Source organism: uncultured Campylobacter sp., from assembly GCF_938002845.1.
In the GTDB taxonomy this organism is placed as follows: Bacteria; Campylobacterota; Campylobacteria; order Campylobacterales; family Campylobacteraceae; genus Campylobacter_B.
In genome coordinates this window covers 35,454-59,632 of record NZ_CALKZP010000048.1, presented here as the reverse complement: position 1 = coordinate 59,632, position 24,179 = coordinate 35,454, and the positions used below count along the sequence as shown (strand labels likewise).

The following is a 24,179-nucleotide window of genomic DNA, read 5'->3' as shown; positions in this document are numbered from 1 at the left end:
CCCTTTATGCAGTTAAATTTTGTTTTACAAGTATCGGCTTAGAGACGCCGTCTACGACCTCTTTCGAGATGATGACGTCATAGCCCTTAAGCTCAGGCAGATCAAACATAATATCGATCATGATCTCCTCAATTATGCTTCGAAGCCCGCGCGCACCGGTTTTGCGCTTGATCGCAAGGCTCGCGACCTCCCTTAGTGCGTCGTCGTCAAATTTTAAATTTGCGCCGTCTATCGCAAAGAGCTTTTGATATTGCTTTAAGATCGCGTTTTTCGGCTCGGTTAAAATTCTAACCATAGCCTTTTCGTCGATCTCATTTAGAGTAGCCACTACGTGCAATCGCCCGATGAGCTCGGGGATTATGCCGTAATGCACCAGATCGTCGGCCTCGACCATGTTTAGTAAATTTAAACTCTCTTTTTTACTGCGCTTGGTTTGATTAAATCCCAGCACGTTCTGCCCGATGCGGCGGTTTATGATCTCGTTTAGCCCGTCGAACGCGCCGCCGCAGACGAACAAAATATTTGTCGTATCGATCTGGATGAAGTCCTGATTAGGATGCTTGCGGCCACCCTTTGGAGGGATATTTACGACGCTTCCTTCGATGATCTTAAGAAGCGCTTGCTGCACCCCCTCGCCGCTTACGTCGCGCGTGATGCTGCGGTTTTCGCTCATTCGCGCGATCTTATCGATCTCATCTACGAATACGATACCGCGCTGTGCCTTTTCTACATCGCCGTCCGCGGCTTGCAAAAGGCGGGTGAGGATATTTTCTACGTCCTCGCCGACGTAGCCCGCTTCCGTTAGACTCGTAGCGTCGCTAATGGCGATCGGCACGTCCAAAAATCGCGCCAAGGTCTGCGCCATAAGCGTCTTGCCGCTGCCGGTAGGGCCGATGAGCAAGATATTTGATTTTGAAATTTCGGTATCGTCGCCCTTCGCGTCGGTCTGCCTGAAAATTCTTTTATAGTGGTTGTAAACGCCGACGCTAAAAATTTTCTTAGCACGCTCCTGTCCGATGACGTAGCGGTTTAGAACCTCCATCAGCGCTTTGGGTTTTATGGCCTCGAAATCGATCTCTTTGTTTTGATTTTGTATCGCCTCATTTTGACCTTCGCTGCCGTGGATAGCGGCGTATGCCATATCGATACAATAGCTGCAGATAGCCGCCGTACCGTCGTCGTTAGGATAGATACGACGCCCGTCCGCGCCCGTCTCACCGCAAAAACTGCACTTATTTGCCATTAAATTTTACCTTTATCTAGCGGAATTCCGCGTTTTGTGTTGATTATAAACTCGCACATCTTGCGCACGTTTTGATCGCTCGTTTCGTTTAATAAAATTTGCGCCTGCTCCTTTAAACCCCCGCTTTGGTTAAATAAAAATTTATACGCCCGATTTATCGTCTCGACCGTCTCTTTATCGAAGCGGCGGCGGATGCCCGTTAAATTTAGCCCGCGGATATAGGCGCGGTTGCCCTCGGCTAGGCAAAACGGCACCACGTCCTGACTAAGCGCGCTAGCCCCTGCGATCATGCAGCTCTCGCCGATTTGGACGAACTGATGCACGGGGGTAAGCCCGCCGATAACGGCATAATCGCCCATTACGACGTGACCTGCGAGCGTGGCGTTGTTGGCTAGGATTATGTTACTTCCCAGCACGCAATCGTGCGCGATGTGGCAATACGCCATCATAAAGAGATTATCGCCGATGCGCGTAAATCCGTCGCCCTTATGCGAGCCCGAGCTGATCGTGCAAAACTCGTGAATCGTAGCGTTTTTGCCGATGATTAGCCCCGTTCGCTCGCCATCTTCAAAGCTCATATCCTGCGGGATTTCACCCACGATCGCGTATGAAAAAATTTTGGAGCCCTCGCCGATTTGCGTATCGCCGATGATGCGCGCCCCCTGCTTGATCGTGCAGCCGTCACCGATTTTAGCCTGCGCGCTTATGAAAGCATACGGCTCGATCACAACCTCGGCTCCGATCTGCGCGCCGTCCTCGATGATCGCCGTGTGGTGAACTTTAGCCATCATTTATCCATTATCATCGCTTGAAGTTCAGCCTGTGCGGCCAGTGTGGCGCCGTCGTTGATGTAGGCTTCACCCTTTAGCACCCAGATACGTCCGCGGTGTTTGATTACGCTGATACGATACTCAAGCTTGTCGCCGGGGCGGACCGGGTTTCTAAATTTAGCGTTATCGATACTCATAAAATACACGACCTTGTCGCTTAAATTGGCGCCGTCTTTCTCCATGCTCTTAAACGCCAACACGCCGCCTGCCTGCGCTAAGCCCTCGATAATCATTACGCCCGGATAGATCGGGTGCCCCGGGAAGTGGCCCTGAAAGATCTGCTCATTGTAGGTTACGTTTTTATAGGCCTTGATGCTTTCGCCTATGCTGAGCTCTTCGACGCGATCTATCAGCAAAAACGGAAAACGATGAGGTAGGATGGAGAGAATTTCGTTTATGTCTATCATTATCTGCCTTTATTTAAAAATCTTGGAATTTTATCAAATTCTTACTAAAATTTCCCTAACGTCTAAAAATATGCGCGAGAGCCCGTAAATTTGAACTTTGGCGGCTCTTATCTCGTCCGTGACGATGATCGGCGAGAGCGAGCCCGCGACGCACAGGGCGGTGCGAGCTTTATTTTGGCGCGCGAGACTCGGCGGATTTTTTAGCATCTCAGATACGCTTTTGAAATTTGATCTTGAAATTTCGTTAAATTTCGCCAGGTTTAAAATTTTAATCTCCCCCTTATCGCTACAAAAAATTTCGCACTTCCGCTCTATGCTAAGCTTCACGTTTTCGCGCGTAAAATGCGAGCCAAACAGCACAAACGAGGGCACTGCACGCCCGTCAAATTTAATCCATGCACGGAGCAGGCGGTAATTTAAAAACCGATCGCGCAGCACGCTAAATTTAACCCCTTTTCTTTCGAGCGAGCAAAGCTTTTTGTAAAATTTCAACTTCTCCTCTACCGAAGCGGGCAGGATTTGCCGATCGATAGACGACATTAGCTCGTAAATTTCGGCGCCTTGGGCTAAATTTTGCTTCAAATCCGCCGTCAGACTTCCGCCCGAATTTCGCTCAGCCTTTCGCTGATCATTCCGCTGCGCCGTAAGCGCATAGATGCAGCCGCAGTAGTTTTGATGATAGAGCGCGTCTTTTTTCGCAAGCGCAAACTGCTCGTTCGTGCCGCCGTTTTTGCGAAAATCGGGCGCGATGAATTCCAGTCCGCAGCGCTCACAAATACGCTGCAATGAGGCGCACAGCTGAGAGTGCGATTTTTTGGGACTCATAAGAAGCGTCGTGGTGATTTTGCGCTCGCCCAAACTTAGCGCGAGCTCGGCTGTTTTTTGCATGCGAAAATCAAAGCAAAACTCGCAGCGCGCGCCTTTTTCGGGCTCGTTTTCAAGCCCGCGCGCACCGTCTAGCCAGCCCTGAAAATCATACTCGCCCGGGATAATTTTAATCCCTAAATTCTCGCAAACCCGCTTTGCATCGTGCATTCTAAGAACATATTCGCCATAGGGGTGGATGTTTGGATCGTAGAAATAGCCTATTAACGGCTCTTGCGTGAGCTCTTTTAGGCGGCGCAAAAAATAATCGCAATCGACCGAGCAGCAGATGTGAACCAGCAAAATTTAACCCTTTGCACGAAATTTTTGGATATAATTTTACGCTATCAAAATTAATGAGCGGAAAAATGAAAAAATTTTTTATAAAACACCGACGTAAGTTTGCTTGCGGCTTGGGCGGATTTGCGCTATTTTACGTGCTCGCGGGCTTTTTCGGCGTGCCGCTTTTTATCGAAAAAGCGCTGCCTAAAATTTTAGAGGGCAGAGCAAGCTTTAGCGTGCAGGACGCCAAATTTAACCCCTTTACCTACGAGTTAAATATTACGCGCCCCGAACTTAGCACCTTTAAGCCGCTGTTTAGCGCAGATGAGATAAATTTAAAAATCGGTTTTTCGAAGCTTTTTAAAAAGACTCTCGCGGTAGAAATTTTGCATCTTAAATCCCCTAAATTTCACGTCGAGCGCGAGCAAAACGGCACTTTCAATTTTGAGCCGCTACTTTCGGAGCAAAATAGCGAAAACAAGGATGAAAACTCCAGCTTCAACGTCACGCTGAATAATTTTAAGATCGAGCGCGGCTCTCTGGGCTACGTAGATAACTCCCTAAAAAGGCCGTTTTCGCTCATCTCGACCGAGCTAAATTATGAGATCAACGGGCTAAATTTAAAGAACGAAACGATCGGCGAGCACGATTTAAGCGCCGTTTCGCGTACATACGACGCGCTGAGCTTCGATGGAGCCATCGACCTGGCGCCTCTTCGTCTGCACGGCAAGGTAGATATCTCGCGGCTGAAAATCGATCCGTTTTGGCTATCATACCTTGATCCTAGCGGCGTGCGGTTTAGGAACGGCTTCCTTTCCGCTACTCTAAATTACCGATTGAGCCTCGATGAAAATATAAAATTTGCGCTTGAAAACTCAAAGCTCGAACTGCAAAGCCTAGAAATTTTGCAAGATCAAAATTTAATTTCGCTAGGCTCGCTAAAAATCCCGAGCTTTAGCCTAAATACGGACGTTTCGAATGAAATTTCAGGCAAAGTGATGATTCCGCAAGTGCTAGTTTCAGGCGCAAAATACGATATGAACGAAACTAAAATTTCCACGGGCTTTGATGGCGCGCGGGTCGCAGATTTTGCGTTGGATTTTAATAAAACGGGTGCGAACTTGCGGCTAAACTCCGCCGTAAAAAGCGTAGATCTAAACCGTTCAAGCTTTGCAAACCCGCAAATTTCGGTCGTCTCAAACGACACTAAAATCACCGAAAATTTTTTGAAATTTAACGCCGAAGGTAACGATACGGCCCTTCATACGGGTTTTAGCGCCTTTAATATCGCGGATACGCAGATTACGCTAGCGCGCAGCGATAAAATTTCGGTCGCCGCAACCGAGCTGGGCGCGTTTAGCTACGACAAAGAGGGCGCGCAAAACGGCGTAAGCCTGGAGTTTGCTAAAATTTCAAACTCCAAAATCGCAAACAAAAACGGAATTTTTAGCGGATTTGAAAGCTTCGGCGTGCAAGGGGTGAAATTTAACGTCGCGGATCTCGATCTGGGCGTGGATAAAATTTTACTAAACGAGCCGTTTTTCAACTCGGAAGTGGGCGTTAACGGCGCCAAAAGCATAAACGATCTGGCGATTTTAAGCGCGATCTCTAAAAATCACGCGAGCTTTAAAAAAACGGCGAGCTCTAGTGCCGTAAGCCAAGCGGAAGCAAATTCTACGGCAAGCGGCACAAATTTAAATTCTAAAAAGCCCTCCAAAAGTCCCGCTTTAAAATTTAAGATCGGCGAAGCCTCCGTAACGGGCGCACAGGCTAAGATCGGCGAGAGCTTTATCGTTAAAAACAACGTGCACGAGATCAAGGATTTTAGCGCCACGCTAAGCGGGCTAAGCTCGAATTTCGCCGAGCCTTTCGGTATCAAAGCAAGCCTTATCACGGGCGAGATCACCGCTAACGCGGACGGCAAGGCTAGTATCGCGCCGCTTAACGTGGGCGTGAACTTTAGCTTAAAGGCGCCGAACTTGAGCGTTTTTAACAAATATATGGCAGAATTTATCGCAGGCTCCATCGCGGGCGAGCTCGCTACGCAAGGGCAGCTGAAGCTTTCAAACACATTCTCGCTCGAAGCAAAGCTATCGGGCAAGGGCTTGGCGTTAAGCTCGGGCAGGGATAAAATTTTCTCCCTTGCGTCGCTGAATGTCGCGCAAATAGCGCTGAGCCCAAACTCTCTCGCATTAAATAAGATCGTTCTTGGCTCACCTGCGGCAAATATCTCGCTAAATAAAGACAGGCGTTTAAATTTAACTTCGCTAATAAAGCCCGCCTCGCAGGCAAAGCAGGCCGTAAAGCCCGCCGAAGCGGCACCTGGCAGATCCGCAAAAAGCAAGGCAAACTTTGCCTGGAGCGTAAAAAATATCTCGCTTAGCGGCGGAAGTTTAAATTTCACTGATGATAGTCTAGCAACACCCTTTAAACTGCGCATCAGCGATATGAAAGCAAGCATCAGCGAGATCAGCCCGAAGCGAGCGGCGGATATCAAGCTTAGCTCGCTCGTAAGCGGAAGCGGGTTAGCGAGCATCACGGCGCGCGCCTATCCGCTGGACTTTAAACGCAAAAGCGACATAAACGTCGTTTTAAAGGAGATTCCGCTTGTGCCCGCATCGCCCTATACCGCCAAATATATCGGCAATGAAATCGCGGGCGGCAAGTTAAATTTAAAACTTGCCTACAAAATCGACGATGGCAAGCTAAACGCAAGCAATGATCTAAATTTAGACCGCTTCGAGCTCGGCAAAGAGGTGCAGAGCAAGGATGCGCTGAGCCTTCCGATCGGTCTAGTGGTATCGATTCTAAAGGACAGCGACGATCAGATCGATATTAGCCTGCCTCTAAGCGGCACGCTGAGCGATCCGAAATTTAGCTACGGCGCGCTGGTTTGGGGTGCGGTCAAAAAGCTGCTCTCGGATATCGTGTTAAGTCCGTTTAGATTTATGGGAAAGATCGCGGGCGTAGATACGAAAAAGCTCGAAAGTATCGATTTTGAGGCGGCAAGTAGTGAAATTTTAATAAGCGAAAACTCTAAAATCGATGATTTGGCCAAGGTCGCAAAAGCCAAGCCTGAACTCAAGATCATTCTAAACTCTGCGTATAACGAAAAGCTCGATACTCACGAGTTTAAAAGGCGCTCGCTGCAAAATACCCTCACGCTGATGTCTAATAAACAAGGTCTCTCCACGGATGAAGCCATAGCGGCGCTTAAGGTCAAATACGGCATCAAAGCTAGCGGCGATGAGGCGATGGAGGAGCTGATAGCAGCGCAGAAATTTACCCGTTCGCGTCTTGATGAGTTAGCCCTTGCCAGGGCGACTGCCGTGCAAGCGGCACTCGTGCAGCGCGGCGTAAGCGCCTCTCGCATAGAGATCAAAAAACCAAGCGAAGCCGAGCTCAAACAAAACAGCTTCATCCCGCTAAATCTCGGCGTAGAGAGGTAGTGTAAGCAAAATTTGGCTATACTAAGCGGACTAAATTTAAAGGAACGGCGATGATAAATATAGGAATTCACGGCGGAAGCGGCAGAATGGGCACGATGATCTACGAATGCCTGAAAAATTTCGATCAGGCGCGAGCAAGCGTAATCTACACGATTGCGCCGCTTGATTATACGCCCAGCTGCGCCGTAACGAGCAGCTACGACGAGCTTTTTAGCGGCTGCGACGTCGTGATAGACTTCACGATCCGAGACGGCGCAATAAATTTAATGGAATTTGCGCTTTCGCATCCAAAGCCGCTTTGCATCGGCACAACGGCTCTGGGCGATGAGGGCGAGCGGCTACTGCGCGAATGCAGCGCAAAAATGCCCGTACTACACGCTACGAATATGAGCCTGGGCGTTGCGGTGCTAAACAAACTCGTAGCGCTTGCTAGTAGGAGCCTGCGCGATTTTGACTGCGAAATTTTAGAGATGCACCACCGCCACAAAAAAGACGCCCCGAGCGGCACGGCGATGAGCCTTGCGGAAAGCGCCGCGAGCGAGCGCGAGCTAAGCTTAAAAGACGTGCGCGTAAGTGGTCGCGACGGGCTCATCGGCGAGCGCGGCAAGGACGAGATCGCCGTGATGTCGCTGCGCGGAGGCGATATAGTCGGGCGCCACACGGTGGGATTTTACGGCGAGGGCGAGTTCATCGAGCTAAATCATACGGCAACTTCGCGCGCGACCTTTGCCAGAGGCGCGATAAGGGCCGCAGTTTGGCTAGCGCCCCAAAATAGCGGGCTTTACGGCATAGACGACTGCTTAGGAATCTAGACCTTTGCGGCTAAATTTAAGAGGAAAAAATGCCAACCAAAGATGAAATTTTAAATTTTTTGCGCGAGCTAAAGCCCGAGCTTGAAAGCTTTGGAATTTACAAAGTCGGACTATTTGGTAGCTACGCCAAAGGCGGAGCGAATATCGCCGAGAGGTTTAAAATTTCAGCCGATCTATTTGATGAGGCGCCGGCAACATGACGGACGGCAAGCCGTCAATGATAAAACAAAATATAGATAAATTTCTAAAAAATAAAATTTAAGAGGTTAGAAAATGTGCGCAATCGTGGGAGTCATAAATTCCGAAGGTGCGGCTAAAACCGCGTATTACGGGCTTTTTGCCATGCAGCACCGCGGCCAGGAGGCAAGCGGTATCAGCTCGAGCTTCAACCATCATATCAAAACTATCAAAGCCACAGGGCTCGTGACGGAGGTTTTTAGCCCCGCAAGCTTTGAAATTTTAAAGGGCAACATCGCGATCGGTCACAACCGCTACGGCACCGCGGGTGCAGATAGCCTAAAGGACGCGCAGCCCGTTGCGGGCAATTACGCTCTTGGGGAGATCTCTATCGTTCATAACGGAAATTTGATCAACAAAGACGAAATTCGCCGTAAGCTCGTAAGCGAGGGTGCGATCTTTCAGTCCGGTATGGACACCGAAAATATACTGCACCTCATCGCCCGTAGCAAGCAGGAGCATCTAAAAGACCGCATCGTCGAAGCTCTGAATCAGTGCGTGGGCGCGTATTCGCTTCTGATCCTGAGCCGCTCGAAGATGTTTGCCGTGCGCGATCGCTACGGCGTGCGTCCGCTCAGCATCGGCAGGCTTAAAGACGGCGGCTACATCGTCGCGAGCGAGACTTGCGCGTTTGATCTCGTAGGAGCCGAGTTCGTCCGCGACGTAAAACCCGGCGAGATGGTGATCTTCGAAGAGGGCAAGGATGAGTTTAGCTCGGTTCAAATTTTAAAAGCTGCGGAGGCTAGAATTTGCGCGTTTGAATACATCTACTTCGCGCGCCCCGACAGCGTCGTAGAGGGCAAAAACGTATATGAGGTCAGAAAAAAACTGGGCGCTGCGCTCGCGCGAAAATGCGGGAGTTTAAAAGCTGATTTCGTCGTGCCCGTGCCCGATAGCGGCGTGCCGGCGGCGCTGGGTTTCGCGCAAGAGAGCAAAATCCCTTTTGAGATGGCGATCGTGCGCAACCACTACATCGGCCGCACCTTCATTGAGCCGACGCAAGAGGTGCGAAATTTAAAGGTCAAACTCAAGCTAAATCCGATAGGCGCGGCACTGCACGGTAAGAGCGTCGCGGTGATCGATGACAGCATCGTGCGCGGCACCACGAGCAAAAAGATTGTCGAGCTTCTGCGCCATGCGGGCGCAGCGCGCGTGCATATGTGCATCGCAAGCCCCGAGCTAAAGTATCCCGAGCGCTACGGCATCGATACGCCGAGCGTGCGCGAGCTGATCGCCGCAAATATGAGCACGGATGAAATTTGCAAATTTATAGGCGCCGATAGCCTCACGTTTCTTAGCGTGCCTGAGCTCGTAGAGGCGCTTGGGGGCGAGCGCAAGTACTCGCTCGTAAGCTTCGACGGCGATTATTTTATCAAAGATTAGCGAATTTAAAGGAGTAAACTATGACAAAATTTAAGATTAAGCGCGTCTATGAGAGCGCAGAGAAAGAGGATGGATTTCGCGTGCTTTGCGATAGGCTATGGCCGCGCGGCGTAAAAAAAGATGCGCTCGAGCTTGATATGTGGGCAAAAGATATAACGCCTAGTACCGAAATACGTAAGCTTTTCGCACATAAGCCTGAGAATTTCGCCCATTTTAAGGAGCTTTATCTAGCCGAGCTTTCGCAAAATCCCGCCGTGGAGGAGTTTTTGAAAGCGGTCAAAGATGAGCCGCTAGTTACTCTACTATACGCCGCAAAGGACGAGCAGTGCAACCACGCGATGATTTTGCGCGATTTCTTGCAAAGCAAGGTGCACTAAAATTTTGCGCTCAAAGCGCATTGCTCGCCATATTTTAAAGCAAATGTAAAACCGCCTCGATCGCCCAAAATCCACTCGTAAAAACCGATGTGTAAGGCGCAAAATTCAGCGAATAGGCGTGAGCGGAGCGCTCTTAAAGCCTTATCGGGCGCGATTTGAGATAAATTTTCTATCCGGATGTACACTTCGCAGATGTGCAAAACAAACGCTAAATTTTGCGTCAGAGCTTTAAAAAACGCATAATTTTATAAAAAGCGAATAAAATTTCAAGGAAAATAACTCGATTTAATATATGCAAATTTAGAATTTCATCTATTTTTTAACGCTACTTTTAATAATGCAAGCTAGGAATTTAAAAAGTGGGCTTAATATAAATTCGCAACAAATCAAATTAATTTCTTACACGCAGCACTTTTAAATTTCATTTAAGGATTTACCGCTAACATTGCTCGTAATTTTTCACAAGGAGAAACAATGGCAATCAGTGCTAGAAATCAGCTTCATGTCGTGATAAGCGATGTAAAAACAGGTGCGGTAAATTCGCTAATCACAGCTAAAACCAGAGGCGGCGACGTGCTAAAAGCGACCGTGACGGTTGATTCTGAAAAAACTTTGGATTTAAAAGCAGGAAAAGAGGCGGTATTTTTATTCAAAGCCCCAAGCGTCATCATCTCCAAAGGCGAGAACGATCTACGCTTAAGCGCGACCAACCAAATAAAGGGCAAAATCACCGCCGTTAAAGAGGGCGCGGTAAATTCCGAAATCAGCGTCAGAAGCGCAGGCGGCGAGAATTTAAGCGCAACCGTCACAAACGAATCGGTTAAAAATTTAGCTCTTAAAAAAGATGATGAAGTAACCGCAATCATCAAAGCTACTCAAATCATCGTCGGCGTGAAATAATCAGGCATAACGGTGCGTGCGATAGCGATGCGCGCGTTTTAAACATCACAAAATCAAGGAGCAAAATTTTATAAATTCTGCTCCTTCTTCAAAAATCTCTTTTGATAAATCAAATTTCGTAGCAACTCAAATCGCGCTATAAGTGCTCTTTTCTCTCATGCGCGCAGATGCACCCCGCGCGACATCCAGCCCCAATCACACCAAGAGCGGTCTTACCCTATTTTACCGCAGTGCGAATTTTGCGCAGGCTTTGCATCTATGCAGCAGGTAAGCCCACGCGCGATATATTTATGAAATGCAGACCCGCCCTTGCCCTACCTCGCTAGGTTATAACGACTTTATTTGCGCACTCGCTACGCTACTTTGCTCGGTAATGACCGATCACCACACTTTTACAGCGGCAGGCTCAGCATATCTTTTCGCGGTGGCGGTGCGATGTTTTGCAAAATACTACGCGATGCGGTAAATTTTAAAATTTAAACTCTCCAAGCGCGACATAGACTGCTTCGCAAAACCCAGACCTGATCCAAAGATCACGTCACCCCCCTACTTTGCCGCTTGCTACGAAATTTAACCACTATTGCGCAAATAAGACACGATGAGTTTTACGCCGATGGCTTCGAGCCGAACGCCATTCGTGCCTCCATAGATGACAACATTAGCTAGCCGATGCGCGTGTTTAAATACGCTTATACCTTGTTAAGCAATCAACACTGGCTACAACGAGTGCATACACGTATTAGTTAGTCGCAACAGTCCATAGCGTGTTTTGATTCACTTTAAGCTTTTGTCGATCGGCTCGTTAAAAGGCGTAGATTCCGCGAATAAAATCACTCTTGTAAAATTTCAGCTCATCGCCGCGGGTAGCGGGCATTTGCTTTGCTAAATTTGATACTCGTCGGAGCTTAGTTCGCCTCGTAAAAGTTTGCCAAAGCGTGCGGCTGCGGCATCTACGGCATCGCCGCCAAACTCGCCGGGCTCAAACCCACTACTGATAAACGGCACGGCAAAGTCCATCCCGCAGTAGTTTGCCGCGATCTTAAGCGGCGTTAAAATTTCGTCCATGCTAAAGCCGATCGCGCCCTGTTTGGAGTACTCGCTAAGCGGCGTACTAGCACTTAGCGCAAGCTGCAGGACCTTGCCCTTAAGCGCGCCGGAGCCCACCAGCTCGTGCGAAAAGACGATGTCGATATAGGCTTTTAGCATAGGCGGCACGTTTAGCCAGTACATCGGGTACAAAAATACGATGCGCTCAGCGCCCAATAGCGCGTCTTGCTCTGCGCGGGCGTCAATGCGCGCAGTATCGGTGCCGTAAAGCCCTTCCAAATGGCGCACCTCTACGCCGGCAGCGCCCTTTGCGACCTGCGATAGGGCTTTGTTCACGCGCGAGGCGGCGAAATTGGGATGCGATAAGATCACGAGCGTTTTCATGTTGTATCCTTTGTTAAAATTTGTAGAATCATATCGTTAAAAAGCTAAAAGTAGATTAAGAAGGGTTGTGAAAACGAGCGTTATTTTGCTTGTGAGGAACCTGGATTTGCGTGGCACGATAGATACGAGGCGCTCTCGTACCATACTACCTCAAGGCATGTGCAACAAAATGTTTTTACGCGTGCCGCAAAGCAAGCCCCTAGCCCGCTCTTGTCTGGAACGATCTCGCTTGCGATCCACCCGATCGCGTGCAGCTGCGGTGCAGGACAAAATTTCGTCCAAGCAAGGATAAATTTATGAAAAAAGATTAAAATTTAGCCGCGATTTGGGCTACGAGCCCGAAAATTTCAAAAAAAGGACACGATATGCAGAGAAAAACACAGATCGAAGACGAGTTTAGCGCAGAGGATCGCGAGCGCAAAATCACGCTGCAAGCTGGAGACGTAGCGCCCGCTTTTACGCTGCAAAACGCCGACGGAGCGAGCGTCGCGCTAAAGGACTTCGCGGGCAAGAGGGTCGCGCTGTATTTTTACCCCAAGGATAACACCCCCGGCTGCACGACCGAAGCGTGCGAATTTAGCGCCGCGTACGATGATTTCATCGCCGCAGACTGCGTGATCGTAGGCATCAGCCCCGACAGCGCCAAATCCCACGCGGGCTTCATCGCCAAGCAAAGCCTAAAGCACATCCTGCTGAGCGATCTGCAGCACGAGGTAGCCAAGCTATACGGCGCGTGGCAGGTGCGCAAAAACTACGGGCGCGAGTATCTGGGCATCGTGCGCTCGACCTTTCTGATCGGCGCGGACGGCAAAATTTTAAAGGTCTATAAAAGCGTCAAGGCAAAGGATCACGCCGCAAAGGTACTCGCGGATCTGCTAGCTGTGGGGAAATAAAGCGCCAAACTAGTGTTTTGAAATAGAGCTCCGGCGTATTTGGGCGCTAAGCTTTAATTATAAAATTTATGCACTGAAATTCGCTATGGAATTCGGCGTCAAATTTAAGCGCCGAAGCTTCGGCATTAAAATTCGGTCTTAAAATTTTGCCTTAGAATTCCGCCGCTAATTTGAAAATAAAATTTCAAAGCGGAGCTCTATCTGCGATTTTAGCGGCGAAATTTATCGCCCAAAAATAAAATTTTAAAGGAAAAATATGAAAAATTTAATCATTCTAGCTCACTCCGACATTAAGAATTCGGTCATAAACAAACGGTTTTTGAAAGAGACCGCCGCGCAAAGCTTCTAGGAGCTTATCGCTTTTTCCTCGCCGCGCTCACGGACAAAAGCGCCGCGAAATATCCGCTTTCTTGCTTTGTGTAGCGGCATGCGATGCTGATAAGGCTGCTGAGCGGAGGTAAAGCAGTGCAGCGAGGTACGCGGTGCAGGACACAAATTTTAGCCTCACACAAAATCTACGCCGCGGATAATATCGGAGAGTAAAATTTCGCTTGATGTTTAGAGAAAAGCGCGAAAAAAACGGCGCCGCAAATTATACGAGCTACAAAAGCTCCGCCCGATGATTTGCAATAAAATTTTAAGTTTAAAATTTTACACGCTTAGGCCAAAGGCTTCGGCCCTCCGAACAAGCCTCATCCGCAAAAATTTTGATCTAAAATTTGAGCAACCCGTCCTCGTCAAATTTAAAACCGGGCCCCCAAGTCACCTCCCAGTAGTATCCGTCCGGATCGGCAAAATACGCGTGGTATACGCCCCAAAACGTATCTTGAGGCTCCTTGACGATGGTTCCGCCCGCTTTTTTTACTAGCTCTATGACGCTAGCTACGTCCTCTTTGTTTTTTACGTTGTAGGCTAGCGTGATGCCGCCAAATCCGCTACCCTTCGGCGGATCGTTTTCGCTGGTATCTCGCGCCAGCGCGTCTAGCGGGTAGAGCTCAAATTTGCTCCCCGGCGTATTGAAAAAACACACGGGCGGGTTGTCCTCTTTGCAATCCGTCTCGTAACCTAGGCCGTCGCGATAAAATTTCAGCGCCCTTTGCATGCTTCGCACGTCTAGGCAGATGCAGGTTATTTTGTTCATTTTTGCCTCCATAAATTTAACGTATCTATTTTGGTTTCTTATGCCATAGCCAAGCCTGCGCTCAAACAAGCCGTCGTCGCGCTAGCCGAGCGCGCCGTCCGAACTTTTTAATCGCCGACCATTAAAATTTTAAAATTTCGCTTCCAAGCTCGGCGTTAAATTTTAAAATTTAAGCCGCCTTTATCTAGCCCGCAAGCTAGCTCAAAGTCCGCGCTTTACGGCTCAAACGAGCAAGCCTTTAGGTTTCCGCCTGCTAAGCCCTTTTTAAACCACTCTTTGCGCTGCGCCGAGGTGCCGTGCGTGAAGGAATCGGGCACGACGCGACCGCTAAATTTGCGCTGCAGCGTATCGTCGCCGATCGCGCTGGCGGCATTTAGCGCCTCGTCGATGTCGCCCGCCTCCAGCACGCGCCCTGTTTTTGCGAGATAATGCGCCCAGACCCCAGCATAGCAGTCCGCTTGCAGCTCGACTTTGACCTGAAGCGCGTTTTGCTCAGCTTCGCTGCGAGCACGCCTTTTAAGAGCATTGATCTGCTCTAGCGTGCCGATTAAATTTTGAACGTGATGCCCCACTTCGTGCGCGATGACATAGGCCTGCGCGAAGTCTCCGCCCGCTTTGTATTTGTTTGCAAGCTCGTCAAAAAAGCCGAGATCGAGATAAATTTTATGGTCTCTCGGACAATAAAAAGGTCCCGTCTGCGCGCTTGCAAAGCCGCAGCCGCTTGCGATCTGATCGCGGAAGAGCCGAAGTCCGGGCTCCTCGTAGTGCGCGCCCACGCTTTTAAATATCTCGCCCCAAACGTCCTCGGTTTGGGCTAGCACCGCCGAGACGAAGGCGAGCTTTTCTTGCTCCTGCGGGCTGTCCGTCGGCTCTCTCTGCGTGCTAGCGCCCCCGTCTAAAAGCGCCAAAGGGTTGTAACCCATAAAATACGCCACCACGCCGATTACAAGCACTATGCGCCCGATCTTTGAGCCGAGCAAAAACCTGATGATCGGGATCAGCATCCCAAGCGAGCTGGAGCTCGTGCGCATGCTGCTTGCGCGGTCATCCTCCACGTTTGAGCTTCGCCTGCCATCTTGCCATTTCATGTTTTTCCTTTAAAATTTTTGAGCCATTATACTAAAATTTTAAAAAGAGCGCCGCCTTGCTTTTGTAAAATACTTCGCGCGTAGCGAAATAAATCTGAAATTTTGCTTATTTTAAATTTCTTTTAAGCTGTTTAAAATTTTAAATTCTATATAATCGCCCTTTTTAAATTTAAAAGAAAGGAGAATTTGTGGCAAAAGACGACGTAATAGAGATCGACGGCAACGTCATAGAAGCGCTGCCGAACGCGACTTTTAAGGTCGAGCTCGATAACAAACACGTGATTTTATGTCATATCGCTGGCAAGATGCGGATGCACTACATCAAGATAATGCCCGGCGATCGCGTAAAAGTCGAGCTGACCCCTTACAGCCTCGATAAAGGCAGGATCACCTACCGCTATAAGTAAGGATAAAGTTAAATTTAGATATACTCGCGATTTTGCGACTAAACTGTAGGAAGAAGTGTTTTCAAAATCCCCACTATTTTGAAAACAGTTGGTTTGATACTTTCGCTTTTGAAATTTCATTAAACCTAGGTGCAGTTTGCATTTAAAGTGGAGAAAATTTTAGGAGAGTGGAATGAAAGTTCGTCCATCCGTCAAGAAAATGTGCGACAAATGCAAAATTGTCAAGCGCAAAGGTGTTGTTCACGTTATTTGTGAAAATCCAAAACATAAACAAAGACAAGGATAAGTTATGGCTCGTATCGCAGGTGTAGATCTACCAAAGAAAAAAAGGATTGAATACGGACTAACTTATATCTACGGTATAGGTTTATTTACGTCGAGAAAAATTCTCGATGCGGCAGGAATTTCTTACGATAAAAGAGTCGCCGATCTGAGCGAAGATGAAGCCGCCGCTATCAGAAAAGAGATCCAAGAGCACTATATGGTCGAAGGCGATCTTCGCAAACAAGTGGCTATGGATATAAAAGCGCTTATGGACTTGGGCGGCTATCGCGGCTTAAGACACAGAAAGGGCCTTCCTGTTCGCGGTCAAAAAACAAAAACGAACGCTAGAACCAGAAAAGGCAAACGCAAAACCGTCGGCGCGGCAGCTAAATAAGGATTGAGATATGGCACAAAAAAAAGTAGTTAAGAAAAAAACCGTCAGAAAAAATATCGCCAAAGGCATAGTTTACATCTCCGCTACGTTTAACAACACTATGATAACCGTAACGGATGAGATGGGCAACGCGATCGCGTGGAGCAGTGCGGGCGCTTTAAATTTTAAAGGCAGCAAAAAATCCACCCCTTATGCGGCGCAGCAAGCCGTCGAGGACGCGCTAAACAAAGCCAAAGAGCACGGCATCAAAGAGGTAGGCGTCAAGGTTCAGGGTCCGGGAAGCGGACGCGAGACCGCCGTTAAAAGCGTAGGTAGCGTAGAAGGGATTAAAGTTACGTATTTCAAAGATATCACTCCTCTTGCGCACAACGGTTGCAGACCGCCTAAACGACGTCGCGTGTAATTATAAAAGGAGAAATTTATGGCTAGATATACAGGACCGGTTGAAAAATTAGAAAGAAGACTCGGCGTCGATCTATTTATGAAAGGCGAAAGAAGGCTTGCGGGCAAGAGCGCGCTTTTAAAACGCCCTTATGCTCCGGGTCAGCACGGACAAAGACGCGCCAAACTAAGCGAATACGGCTCACAGCTTCGCGAGAAACAAAAGGCTAAATTTATGTACGGCGTAAGCGAGAAGCAGTTCCGCAGGCTATTTGCCGAAGCGGCTCGCAGAGAGGGTAACACCGGAGCGATTTTGGTTCAGCTTTTAGAGCAGAGGCTAGATAATGTCGTTTACCGCATGGGCTTTGCTACGACTAGACGATTTGCGCGCCAGCTCGTTACGCACGGACATATCTTGGTAGACGGCAAGCGCGTCGATATCCCTTCATACAGCGTTCGCGCAGGACAAAAGATCGAAGTGATCGAGAAGAGCAAAAATAACCCGCAAATTTCAAGAGCGCTGGATCTTACTGCACAGACCGGCATCGTAGCGTGGGTCGACGTAGAAAAAGAGAAAAGATACGGAATTTTTTCTAGAGTTCCGGAGAGAGAAGAAGTTGTTATTCCTGTAGAGGAAAGATTTATCGTAGAGCTTTACTCGAAATAGTAGGTGCTAATATGAGAAAAATCACAACATCAGCTCATATGCCAACTGAAATAAAGGTTGAGAATGTCAGCGAAAATGTTGCTAAAATCATAGCATATCCCTTTGAAACGGGATATGCCGTCACTCTAGCTCATCCTTTACGAAGGTTACTTTATACGAGCACGGTCGGTTTCGCGCCGACTGCGGTTAAAATCGAAGGCGTAAGCCACGAATTCGACAGCATGCGCGGCATGCTCGAGGATATGGCGGCTTTTATCATAAATTTAAAGGGCTTAAGGTTTAAAATCAAGGGCGATTCCCTACGCGAGGTCGTAGAATACAGCTTCAAAGGACCTAAAGAAATTTACGGCAGCGACCTAAACAACGACGCCGTAGAGATCGTAAATCCAAGCGCTTATCTAGCTACGATAAACGAGGATGCCGATCTTAAATTTACGCTCATCATCGAAAAGGGTATCGGCTACGTCCCAAGCGAAGAGATCAGAGAAAATTTAGACGCTGATTTTATCGCGTTGGATGCGTTTTTTACCCCGGTAACCAAGGCCGTTTACGATATCGAAAACGTATTCGTAGAGGATAATCCCGACTACGAAAAGGTAGTCTTTACGATCACTACCGACGGTCAGATCAGCGCGATAGATGCGTTTAAAAATGCGCTTGAAGCGATGTATCAGCAGCTGGCGGTTTTCAAAGGCATCGTAAACATCAGCGCAGCAGATACTTTCGGTAGAGCGATCCCTGCAAATTCCGAGTTTGCAAAGCTTTTTGAGAGCGTTAGCAATCTAAGCTTAAGCGCGCGAAGCTTTAACTGCCTGGATCGCGCCGATATTAGATTTATCGGCGAGCTAGCGATTATGGAAGAGAGTGAGCTTAAAGACCTTAAGAATTTAGGCAAAAAATCGCTCGAGGAGATCAAGGCCGTTATGGAGGAGATCGGTTATCCTATCGGCAACCAAGAGCTCGGCGATAAAAAAGAGCAGCTAAAACGCAAGCTTGACGAGCTGAAGGCTCAAAGACAAAAGAATGAAGGACAATAAATGAGACATAATCACGGATATAGAAAGCTAGGGCGTACTTCGTCTCACCGTGCCGCCCTGCTTAAAAATTTAACCATCGCTTTAGTTACTAGCGGCAAGATCGAAACCACACTTCCTAAGGCAAAAGAGCTAAGAAGCTATGCCGAGAAGCTGATCACTCGCGCGCGAAAAGGCGACAGCGAGGCGCATAGATTTGTTTTCGCGGCGCTTCAGGATAAGGCTGCGACAAATAAACTAGTCACCGAGATCGCTTCAAAATACGTAGGCGTAAACGGCGGCTACACTCGCATCATCAAAACCCGCCTTCGCAAGGGCGATGCCGCAGAGATGGCTTATATCGAGCTAATCAGCAAATAAAATTTCGGGATAACTCCCGAAATTTCTTCTATGAAATTTAAAATTTTACTTCCGCTTGTTATCGTCGCTGCGGGCCTAGCGTGGGCATTGGACAATTATCTTAGCTATAAAAATATCGAAACGATCAACTCCGAAATTCCGCTAAAGCAGGCATTGGACGGCGAGCAAATCTCTAAAATTCGCGTCTATAAATCCAAACGAATTCTTGAAATTTTGACCTCAAAAGGCATCGCGAAAAGCTACAAAATCGCCCTCGGACGCGAGCCTGAAGGACATAAAGAGGTTCAAGGCGACGGCAAAACCCCGGAGGGCAACTACACCATAAACGGCAAAAATCCAAACTCGGCGTATCATCTAAATTTAGGCATCTCCTATCCGAACAAAGCCGACGTAGCGCACGCAAAATCCCTCGGTAAGAGCGCAGGCGGCGATATCAAAATCCACGGGCTACCGAATAAATTTAGCTACCTAGGGCAGAGTATAGCGGCGTTCGGCGACTGGACGGAGGGCTGCATAGCGCTCGTCAACGACGATATGGACGAGCTTTTCGAGCACGTAAAAATCGGCACGCCGATAGAAATTTTGCCGTGATTGCACACGCCCGCGCTAAAATTTCACAGTCGCGATCGATATAAACATAGCGTAAATTCCATCTACGAGCTTTAAAATAATATTCCTCGTCCAGACTTTTGTAGTCGCAAAATTTGCGATTAAAAGCAGAATTGTTTTTCTAAAAATTTAATCGTATCGGCCTTTATCTCAATAAATTTAGACAAAATCGCCTTCGAAATTCTCTCCCGCTCAAGCAAAATTTCATCCCAAATTTAGCCCCCGACCGGGCTGAAATTTCATCCCAAATTTATAACGCAAATAGTCTAAATTTAAATATATGCAGGCCCGATAATTCGCAGGCTTCATCCTTACCGAATCGATAAAATTTTAAAATCATAGTTCCGGCGCCCGCGCCGTATAAAATTCTTTGCGAGCCATTACGCAAAATCCGCGCCCTAGCGCAAAATTTCAGATTAAATTTCATCCCCGATAAGCCTTTTTTTATCGCTTTTGGATATAATGCGCCAAAATAAAAACAAGGAATTTTAATGATACCATTTACAGACGAAGAGCTTCTAGCCCCGGTACAGGATAGCTTGGAGCTAATCCGACCGATGCTGCAAAACGACGGCGGCGATATGAAACTTTTAGGCATAAAAGACGGCATCGTCTATGTCCGCCTTACCGGGCATTGCCACGGCTGCGCCGCAAGTGCGCAGACCCTAAAATACGGCGTCGAGCGCCAGCTTCGCATGGATATTCACCCCGAGCTTAGCGTCGTAAACATCCCCGAAGGCGAAGAGTTTGAACTATAAAAAACTGGGGCTAAAGGCCTTTTCGCGCGGAGAATTCGAACTTGCGAAGCTGTATTTTTCACTCGCCTACGAAAAAAGCGGCGAGGAGGAAATTCTATTTTTGCTCGAGCTTTGCCAGACCGCGCTGGCAGACCGCGAAGAGGCGCTTATGCTCTTTGATTTTTACAACCTCAGCCCCAAAACTCAAACCGCGGAGCTTTTTAAAATTTTAAACTCCATCAACGAAAAGATCGCGAACGAAGCAGCCTCCGAACCTGGCGCCGAGGACGAGATCGCTGTTATAGCTTATGCCGATTTTATGCGCGCGGTAGGCCAAAGAGGCTTTAAAGACGCCTTCGAATCGATCATTTTTTCATCCAAAATCGCCATTTCGGACAAAACCGAGATGATAGAATTTTTAGAAAATTTGATAGAAAACGGCTACTACGAAATGGGGCTTAATTACGTCGAGAGTTCGGCCGCAGCATATGCAGGAGACCAGCGCTTCGAGGCGCTAATGCAAAAAATCAAAAATCATGAAAATACGACTCGAAAATAGCTTTATCACCGATAACTCCGCCGAGTGCGAGGCGGGCTGCTTTTTTATGCGCACGAGCGCGAACGCTAAATTTGAACCTGAAGCGGCGCAAAAAGGCGCGCAGATCATCTCTATCGCGCAAGCAAAGGAACTTTTAAAGATCGATCCGCGCATCAAAATCGTAGGCATCACCGGTACGAACGGTAAAACGACGACTGCGGCGGCGATCTACTCGACGCTGCTGGATCTAGGCTTTAGCTGCGGTCTAAGCGGCACGCGCGGCGCCTTTATAAATGAGCGCAGGATCGACGAAAAGGGACTTACGACGAGCTCGGTTTTTAAGACGATGAGCTATCTTTACGAAGCTAGCAAGCAGGGCTGCGAATACTTCGTTATGGAGGTTAGCTCGCATGCGATAGCGCAAAATCGTATCGAAGGATTAGAATTTGCGCTTAAAATTTTTACGAATTTAAGTCAAGATCATCTCGATTATCACGGTAGCATGCAAGAATACGCGGCAGTCAAGAGCTCGTTTTTCGCAGACGACGCGCCAAAGCTCATAAACGCCGATGACGGACATATTAAATTTAACCCCGCAAACGCCCTTACCTACGGCATAAAAAACCCCGCGAGCTTCGGCGTGAGCGGATATGGGCTAAAGGGCGGCATCGACGCGCTCGTGCGCACTCCAAACGGCGATAATGCGCAGCTGCAAAGCGATCTCATCGGCGAGTTTAATCTCTACAACCTTACCGCAGCGTTTGCGGCGGTTAAAATTCTGACCAAGCTGCCGAACGAAAAGATCGCAAAAGCCCTGGCAAACTTCGGCGGCGTCGAGGGTCGCGTGCAGATCGTAAATAAAAACCCGCTTGTGATCGTCGATTTCGCCCATACCCCAGACGGTATTGAAAAGGTGCTAAACGCGCTGCGCGCAAGCGGCGAGATCATCGCGGTTTTTGGCGCGGGAGGCGATCGCGACCACGGCAAGCGTCCGAAAATGGGCGCTATCGCCGAGCACTTTGCCAAAATTTGCATCGTCACGAGCGATAATCCACGCAGCGAAGAGCCGAGCGAAATCATCGAGCAGATTTGCGCCGGTATGCGCCGAAAGGATAAAATTTTAAAGATCGCGGATCGCAAAGAGGCGATCGCGCGCGCGCTAGATCTTGCCAAAAACGGCGAGATAATCGCTATTTTGGGCAAGGGCGACGAGACCTACCAGGAGATCAAGGGCGTGAAGCACCCCTTCAGCGACAAGCAGGTCGTGAGCGAGCTCGTCGCGGCGCGAGGCGAGTCAAATCTAGACTAAATTTAAAGGACGGTCGATGAAAATCGAAATTTTATCAAGCAAAATCCACCGCGCGCGCGTGACGGACGCCAACCTAAACTACGTGGGCTCGATCACGATCGGGCCCGAGCTCATCGAGGCTGCGGGGCTTTGCGAATACCAAAAAGTCGAGATCCTAAACGTCAATAACGGCGAGCGGTTCGCTACATACGTGATCCGCGGCGATAAAAAGGGCGAGATCTGCCTAAACGGCGCGGCCGCGCGCAAAGTCTGTGTCGGCGACGTCGTCATCATCGTGGCCTACGCACAGATGAGCGCCAAAAAAGCAAGAAGCTTCAAGCCTAAAATCGTGCAGGTAAACGAAAAAAACGAAATAACGGAGTAAAGATGTTTGAAGGAATGGATTTTTCGAAAATGGGGCAAATGCTCGATCAGATGCAGGCCAAGGCTAAGCAGATCGAGGAGGAGAATGCGCGCAAGGAATTTACTGTAAAATCGGGCGCGGGCATGGTCGCCATCAGGCTAAACGGCGCGGGCGAGGTGCTCGATCTAAGTATCGACGATAGCCTTTTTAGCGACAAGGAAAGCTTGCAGATCCTACTGATCTCGGCGATCAATGACGCGATAAAACTCGTCGAAAATGAAAAGAAAGGCGCTGCAGCATCCATGCTAGGAGGGCTCGGCGGATTGGGTGATCTGCTTGGCAATAAGGGCTAAGCGTAGTTCAAAAATGGTGAAAATAGGCTTTTTAGAGAGGGTGACTACTTCCCGCCTGGCGAGCGGTTTGGATTTTACGAAGCAAGCGGCTTCTGTAGCGAACTAAATGAAGCCCTATTTTATAAGGCGACAAGTTAAATTTAGATTTTTGTGGCGGTGTAGCTTACATAAAGTGAAACTTGTTTGATTTGACGCTAGGTTATTAAATTTTAACCTTAGCAAATCGGTCAAATTTAACGGGTGGCGTGAGGGCAAATTCTAAAATTTCGGCGAGCTGCTACGCTGCGGCGCAAAGTAAAATTTAGCTAGCGCAGCTTAAATGCGAAGCGGGCGAGCCATTGCGCGACATCCGCGAGCAAATCGAGCGTAAGATGCGGCTCAAAAAAGCGGAGCATCCTTCGCCTCGCGCACTGCGTAAAGCTAGGGAAATTAAAATTTAAAATTTTAAGCGGCATGATTACTTCTACGCGACGTACAAACGGCTCGCGACAGCAAAGTCTAAGCTGCGCGACGAAAAGGCATTCGAAGGGCGCGAATTTGCATTCGTCAAGGGCGCGCCCAAGCAGAGCAAATCAAAACCGTAAGGCAGGATCGATGGATATTTTAGAAAAATTTAAAGATTACTTGAAGCGCAACGAGCTGAAGGCGTCTAGCTTTCATCCGTACTTTGAGGAGGCGCTCAATTACATGCTGCAAGCGGGCGGCAAGCATTTTCGCGCGCAGCTGCTACTAGGCGTCGTTTCGGCGGTGGATGAGCGGCGCTTTGAAGGCGCGCTGGCGATCGCGATGGCGCTTGAGATGATCCACACCTACTCGCTCATACACGACGATCTGCCCGCGATGGACGATGCGGATCTGCGCCGAGGACGGCCGAGCCTGCATAAAAAATACGACGAGGTCACAGCGATTTTGGTGGGCGATGCGCTAAATACAGACGCATTTTTGATCGCCGCGAGCGCAAGCCTAAGCGACGAGATTAAGATAAAATGCATTAAAACTCTAGCGCGAAATGCAGGCAGCAGCGGCATGGTGCTCGGTCAGGCGATCGATTGCCGTTTTGAAAACATCCCTCTAAAGCAAAGCGAGCTTGAGTTTTTGCATCTGCACAAAACGGGCGCGCTCATCGCCGCGGCGTTTGAGCTAGGCGCCATAATCGGCGGGCTAAAGGATGAGCTCGCGCATGAGCTTTATAAGATCGGGCTGAAGCTAGGGCTTATATTTCAGATCGAGGATGATATCATTGATGCCACGGGCGACGAGGCAAGCGCAGGCAAACCGGTAGGAGCGGACGGCGCGAAAAATTCCTTTGTAAATTTACTAGGTCTTGCGGGCGCTAGAAGCTACAAGCAGCGCCTGATAGACGAAGTAAGCGGCGCGATGAACGGCTATGATGCGAGCCTACGCGATTTGGTTTTAAATTTGATAGAAAAATACCTGAAAGGATGA

Annotated in this window: 28 protein-coding genes; 21 read left to right on the top strand and 7 right to left on the bottom strand. The window is 48.6% G+C overall.

Annotated features, from left to right (window positions below; genetic code table 11):
- Positions 1-4: 4 nt before the first annotated feature.
- The 4 genes from clpX to Q0224_RS07495 are packed head-to-tail and all read right to left on the bottom strand — an operon-like array spanning position 5 to position 3,647.
- On the bottom strand, positions 5-1,243 hold the full coding sequence (gene clpX, locus Q0224_RS07510) for an ATP-dependent protease ATP-binding subunit ClpX (protein ID WP_295152772.1): 1,239 nt from the start codon (positions 1,241-1,243) through the stop codon (positions 5-7).
- The gene (gene lpxA, locus Q0224_RS07505; protein ID WP_297950246.1) at positions 1,243-2,031 is read right to left on the bottom strand and encodes an acyl-ACP--UDP-N-acetylglucosamine O-acyltransferase; all 789 of its coding nucleotides are present in this window, start codon (positions 2,029-2,031) and stop codon (positions 1,243-1,245) included. The genes clpX and lpxA overlap by 1 nt, the downstream gene beginning before the upstream one ends.
- Positions 2,031-2,480 carry a 3-hydroxyacyl-ACP dehydratase FabZ gene (gene fabZ / locus Q0224_RS07500; RefSeq protein WP_297915899.1) on the bottom strand — a complete coding sequence of 150 codons (450 nt, stop codon included), beginning with the start codon at positions 2,478-2,480 and terminating at the stop codon, positions 2,031-2,033. The genes lpxA and fabZ overlap by 1 nt, the downstream gene beginning before the upstream one ends.
- 33 nt (positions 2,481-2,513) lie before the next feature.
- Positions 2,514-3,647, bottom strand: coding sequence for an epoxyqueuosine reductase QueH (locus Q0224_RS07495; RefSeq protein ID WP_297950245.1), 1,134 nt, complete (start codon positions 3,645-3,647; stop codon positions 2,514-2,516).
- Between the two features lie 65 nt (positions 3,648-3,712).
- Between Q0224_RS07495 and Q0224_RS07490 the strand changes: the two genes are divergently transcribed.
- The 6 genes from Q0224_RS07490 to Q0224_RS07465 all read left to right on the top strand — a co-directional run bounded on the left by Q0224_RS07490 (position 3,713) and on the right by Q0224_RS07465 (position 10,784).
- Positions 3,713-7,075 (top strand): DUF748 domain-containing protein, encoded by a 3,363-nt coding sequence (locus Q0224_RS07490; protein ID WP_297950243.1) that lies wholly within the window; start codon positions 3,713-3,715, stop codon positions 7,073-7,075.
- Between the two features lie 50 nt (positions 7,076-7,125).
- A complete protein-coding gene (gene dapB, locus Q0224_RS07485) occupies positions 7,126-7,887 on the top strand; it encodes a 4-hydroxy-tetrahydrodipicolinate reductase (protein WP_297950240.1) in 762 nt (253 codons plus the stop codon).
- A gap of 29 nt (positions 7,888-7,916) precedes the next feature.
- On the top strand, positions 7,917-8,087 hold the full coding sequence (locus Q0224_RS07480) for a nucleotidyltransferase domain-containing protein (protein WP_297950239.1): 171 nt from the start codon (positions 7,917-7,919) through the stop codon (positions 8,085-8,087).
- A 73-nt stretch (positions 8,088-8,160) separates the two neighbouring features.
- A complete protein-coding gene (gene purF, locus Q0224_RS07475; protein WP_297950237.1) occupies positions 8,161-9,507 on the top strand; it encodes an amidophosphoribosyltransferase in 1,347 nt (448 codons plus the stop codon).
- Positions 9,508-9,527: 20 nt separating this feature from the next.
- Positions 9,528-9,884 carry a DUF488 domain-containing protein gene (locus Q0224_RS07470; protein ID WP_297950234.1) on the top strand — a complete coding sequence of 119 codons (357 nt, stop codon included), beginning with the start codon at positions 9,528-9,530 and terminating at the stop codon, positions 9,882-9,884.
- Between the two features lie 474 nt (positions 9,885-10,358).
- Positions 10,359-10,784 carry a TOBE domain-containing protein gene (locus Q0224_RS07465; RefSeq protein ID WP_297950233.1) on the top strand — a complete coding sequence of 142 codons (426 nt, stop codon included), beginning with the start codon at positions 10,359-10,361 and terminating at the stop codon, positions 10,782-10,784.
- Positions 10,785-11,666: 882 nt separating this feature from the next.
- Here Q0224_RS07465 and Q0224_RS07460 read toward each other — a convergent pair.
- The gene (locus Q0224_RS07460) at positions 11,667-12,215 is read right to left on the bottom strand and encodes an NAD(P)H-dependent oxidoreductase (RefSeq protein WP_297950231.1); all 549 of its coding nucleotides are present in this window, start codon (positions 12,213-12,215) and stop codon (positions 11,667-11,669) included.
- A 365-nt stretch (positions 12,216-12,580) separates the two neighbouring features.
- Between Q0224_RS07460 and bcp the strand changes: the two genes are divergently transcribed.
- On the top strand, positions 12,581-13,108 hold the full coding sequence (gene bcp / locus Q0224_RS07455) for a thioredoxin-dependent thiol peroxidase (protein ID WP_297950230.1): 528 nt from the start codon (positions 12,581-12,583) through the stop codon (positions 13,106-13,108).
- A 712-nt stretch (positions 13,109-13,820) separates the two neighbouring features.
- Here bcp and Q0224_RS07450 read toward each other — a convergent pair.
- Together Q0224_RS07450 and Q0224_RS07445 are read right to left on the bottom strand one after the other, a co-directional pair.
- Entirely contained in the window at positions 13,821-14,249 is a 429-nt protein-coding gene (locus Q0224_RS07450; protein ID WP_297950229.1) for a VOC family protein, read from the bottom strand.
- Between the two features lie 215 nt (positions 14,250-14,464).
- A complete protein-coding gene (locus Q0224_RS07445) occupies positions 14,465-15,337 on the bottom strand; it encodes a neutral zinc metallopeptidase (RefSeq protein ID WP_297950228.1) in 873 nt (290 codons plus the stop codon).
- A 188-nt stretch (positions 15,338-15,525) separates the two neighbouring features.
- Here Q0224_RS07445 and infA point away from each other — a divergent pair, with 188 nt between their 5' ends.
- From infA to Q0224_RS07375, 14 genes are all read left to right on the top strand, one after another.
- Positions 15,526-15,744, top strand: coding sequence for a translation initiation factor IF-1 (gene infA / locus Q0224_RS07440; RefSeq protein WP_005869854.1), 219 nt, complete (start codon positions 15,526-15,528; stop codon positions 15,742-15,744).
- Positions 15,745-15,916: 172 nt separating this feature from the next.
- Positions 15,917-16,030 carry a 50S ribosomal protein L36 gene (gene rpmJ, locus Q0224_RS07435; RefSeq protein WP_005869855.1) on the top strand — a complete coding sequence of 38 codons (114 nt, stop codon included), beginning with the start codon at positions 15,917-15,919 and terminating at the stop codon, positions 16,028-16,030.
- Positions 16,031-16,033: 3 nt separating this feature from the next.
- On the top strand, positions 16,034-16,402 hold the full coding sequence (rpsM, locus tag Q0224_RS07430; protein WP_005869856.1) for a 30S ribosomal protein S13: 369 nt from the start codon (positions 16,034-16,036) through the stop codon (positions 16,400-16,402).
- Positions 16,403-16,412: 10 nt separating this feature from the next.
- Complete coding sequence (gene rpsK / locus Q0224_RS07425; RefSeq protein WP_177387174.1) at positions 16,413-16,805, top strand: 30S ribosomal protein S11; 393 nt, start codon at positions 16,413-16,415, stop codon at positions 16,803-16,805.
- A gap of 18 nt (positions 16,806-16,823) precedes the next feature.
- Positions 16,824-17,450: a 30S ribosomal protein S4 gene (gene rpsD, locus Q0224_RS07420; RefSeq protein WP_005869858.1), complete on the top strand. Its 627-nt coding sequence runs from the start codon at positions 16,824-16,826 to the stop codon at positions 17,448-17,450.
- 11 nt (positions 17,451-17,461) lie between these two features.
- A complete protein-coding gene (locus Q0224_RS07415) occupies positions 17,462-18,487 on the top strand; it encodes a DNA-directed RNA polymerase subunit alpha (protein ID WP_177387178.1) in 1,026 nt (341 codons plus the stop codon).
- Positions 18,488-18,844 (top strand): 50S ribosomal protein L17, encoded by a 357-nt coding sequence (rplQ, locus tag Q0224_RS07410; RefSeq protein WP_297950227.1) that lies wholly within the window; start codon positions 18,488-18,490, stop codon positions 18,842-18,844.
- A 30-nt stretch (positions 18,845-18,874) separates the two neighbouring features.
- Entirely contained in the window at positions 18,875-19,435 is a 561-nt protein-coding gene (locus Q0224_RS07405) for a L,D-transpeptidase family protein (protein WP_297950226.1), read from the top strand.
- Positions 19,436-19,944: 509 nt separating this feature from the next.
- Positions 19,945-20,211, top strand: a complete 267-nt coding sequence (locus Q0224_RS07400) for a NifU family protein (RefSeq protein WP_297904275.1) — start codon at positions 19,945-19,947, stop codon at positions 20,209-20,211.
- Positions 20,201-20,749, top strand: coding sequence for a histidine kinase (locus Q0224_RS07395; RefSeq protein ID WP_297950225.1), 549 nt, complete (start codon positions 20,201-20,203; stop codon positions 20,747-20,749). Before Q0224_RS07400 ends, Q0224_RS07395 begins: the two co-directional genes overlap by 11 nt.
- Positions 20,727-22,037: a UDP-N-acetylmuramoyl-L-alanyl-D-glutamate--2,6-diaminopimelate ligase gene (locus Q0224_RS07390; protein ID WP_297950224.1), complete on the top strand. Its 1,311-nt coding sequence runs from the start codon at positions 20,727-20,729 to the stop codon at positions 22,035-22,037. Before Q0224_RS07395 ends, Q0224_RS07390 begins: the two co-directional genes overlap by 23 nt.
- Positions 22,038-22,053: 16 nt before the next feature.
- Complete coding sequence (gene panD / locus Q0224_RS07385; RefSeq protein ID WP_297950220.1) at positions 22,054-22,401, top strand: aspartate 1-decarboxylase; 348 nt, start codon at positions 22,054-22,056, stop codon at positions 22,399-22,401.
- Positions 22,402-22,403: 2 nt separating this feature from the next.
- Positions 22,404-22,733 (top strand): YbaB/EbfC family nucleoid-associated protein, encoded by a 330-nt coding sequence (locus tag Q0224_RS07380; protein ID WP_297950218.1) that lies wholly within the window; start codon positions 22,404-22,406, stop codon positions 22,731-22,733.
- A gap of 594 nt (positions 22,734-23,327) precedes the next feature.
- Positions 23,328-24,179 carry a polyprenyl synthetase family protein gene (locus tag Q0224_RS07375; RefSeq protein WP_297950216.1) on the top strand — a complete coding sequence of 284 codons (852 nt, stop codon included), beginning with the start codon at positions 23,328-23,330 and terminating at the stop codon, positions 24,177-24,179.

Excerpts from the sequence above, each read along its gene's own strand:
- Q0224_RS07390 (WP_297950224.1), top strand. The coding sequence starts at position 20,727 with ATGAAAATACGACTCGAAAATAGCTTTATCACCGATAACTCCGCCGAG.
- Q0224_RS07375 (WP_297950216.1), top strand. The coding sequence starts at position 23,328 with ATGGATATTTTAGAAAAATTTAAAGATTACTTGAAGCGCAACGAGCTG.
- rpsM (WP_005869856.1), top strand. The coding sequence starts at position 16,034 with ATGGCTCGTATCGCAGGTGTAGATCTACCAAAGAAAAAAAGGATTGAA.
- panD (WP_297950220.1), top strand. The coding sequence starts at position 22,054 with ATGAAAATCGAAATTTTATCAAGCAAAATCCACCGCGCGCGCGTGACG.
- dapB (WP_297950240.1), top strand. The coding sequence starts at position 7,126 with ATGATAAATATAGGAATTCACGGCGGAAGCGGCAGAATGGGCACGATG.
- Q0224_RS07480 (WP_297950239.1), top strand. The coding sequence starts at position 7,917 with ATGCCAACCAAAGATGAAATTTTAAATTTTTTGCGCGAGCTAAAGCCC.
- rplQ (WP_297950227.1), top strand. The coding sequence starts at position 18,488 with ATGAGACATAATCACGGATATAGAAAGCTAGGGCGTACTTCGTCTCAC.
- Q0224_RS07470 (WP_297950234.1), top strand. The coding sequence starts at position 9,528 with ATGACAAAATTTAAGATTAAGCGCGTCTATGAGAGCGCAGAGAAAGAG.
- fabZ (WP_297915899.1), bottom strand. The coding sequence starts at position 2,480 with ATGATAGACATAAACGAAATTCTCTCCATCCTACCTCATCGTTTTCCG.
- Q0224_RS07415 (WP_177387178.1), top strand. The coding sequence starts at position 17,462 with ATGAGAAAAATCACAACATCAGCTCATATGCCAACTGAAATAAAGGTT.
- Q0224_RS07490 (WP_297950243.1), top strand. The coding sequence starts at position 3,713 with ATGAAAAAATTTTTTATAAAACACCGACGTAAGTTTGCTTGCGGCTTG.
- purF (WP_297950237.1), top strand. The coding sequence starts at position 8,161 with ATGTGCGCAATCGTGGGAGTCATAAATTCCGAAGGTGCGGCTAAAACC.
- bcp (WP_297950230.1), top strand. The coding sequence starts at position 12,581 with ATGCAGAGAAAAACACAGATCGAAGACGAGTTTAGCGCAGAGGATCGC.
- Q0224_RS07380 (WP_297950218.1), top strand. The coding sequence starts at position 22,404 with ATGTTTGAAGGAATGGATTTTTCGAAAATGGGGCAAATGCTCGATCAG.
- Q0224_RS07465 (WP_297950233.1), top strand. The coding sequence starts at position 10,359 with ATGGCAATCAGTGCTAGAAATCAGCTTCATGTCGTGATAAGCGATGTA.
- rpmJ (WP_005869855.1), top strand. The coding sequence starts at position 15,917 with ATGAAAGTTCGTCCATCCGTCAAGAAAATGTGCGACAAATGCAAAATT.
- lpxA (WP_297950246.1), bottom strand. The coding sequence starts at position 2,031 with ATGGCTAAAGTTCACCACACGGCGATCATCGAGGACGGCGCGCAGATC.
- clpX (WP_295152772.1), bottom strand. The coding sequence starts at position 1,243 with ATGGCAAATAAGTGCAGTTTTTGCGGTGAGACGGGCGCGGACGGGCGT.
- Q0224_RS07445 (WP_297950228.1), bottom strand. The coding sequence starts at position 15,337 with ATGAAATGGCAAGATGGCAGGCGAAGCTCAAACGTGGAGGATGACCGC.
- rpsD (WP_005869858.1), top strand. The coding sequence starts at position 16,824 with ATGGCTAGATATACAGGACCGGTTGAAAAATTAGAAAGAAGACTCGGC.
- Q0224_RS07405 (WP_297950226.1), top strand. The coding sequence starts at position 18,875 with ATGAAATTTAAAATTTTACTTCCGCTTGTTATCGTCGCTGCGGGCCTA.
- rpsK (WP_177387174.1), top strand. The coding sequence starts at position 16,413 with ATGGCACAAAAAAAAGTAGTTAAGAAAAAAACCGTCAGAAAAAATATC.
- Q0224_RS07450 (WP_297950229.1), bottom strand. The coding sequence starts at position 14,249 with ATGAACAAAATAACCTGCATCTGCCTAGACGTGCGAAGCATGCAAAGG.
- Q0224_RS07400 (WP_297904275.1), top strand. The coding sequence starts at position 19,945 with ATGATACCATTTACAGACGAAGAGCTTCTAGCCCCGGTACAGGATAGC.
- Q0224_RS07460 (WP_297950231.1), bottom strand. The coding sequence starts at position 12,215 with ATGAAAACGCTCGTGATCTTATCGCATCCCAATTTCGCCGCCTCGCGC.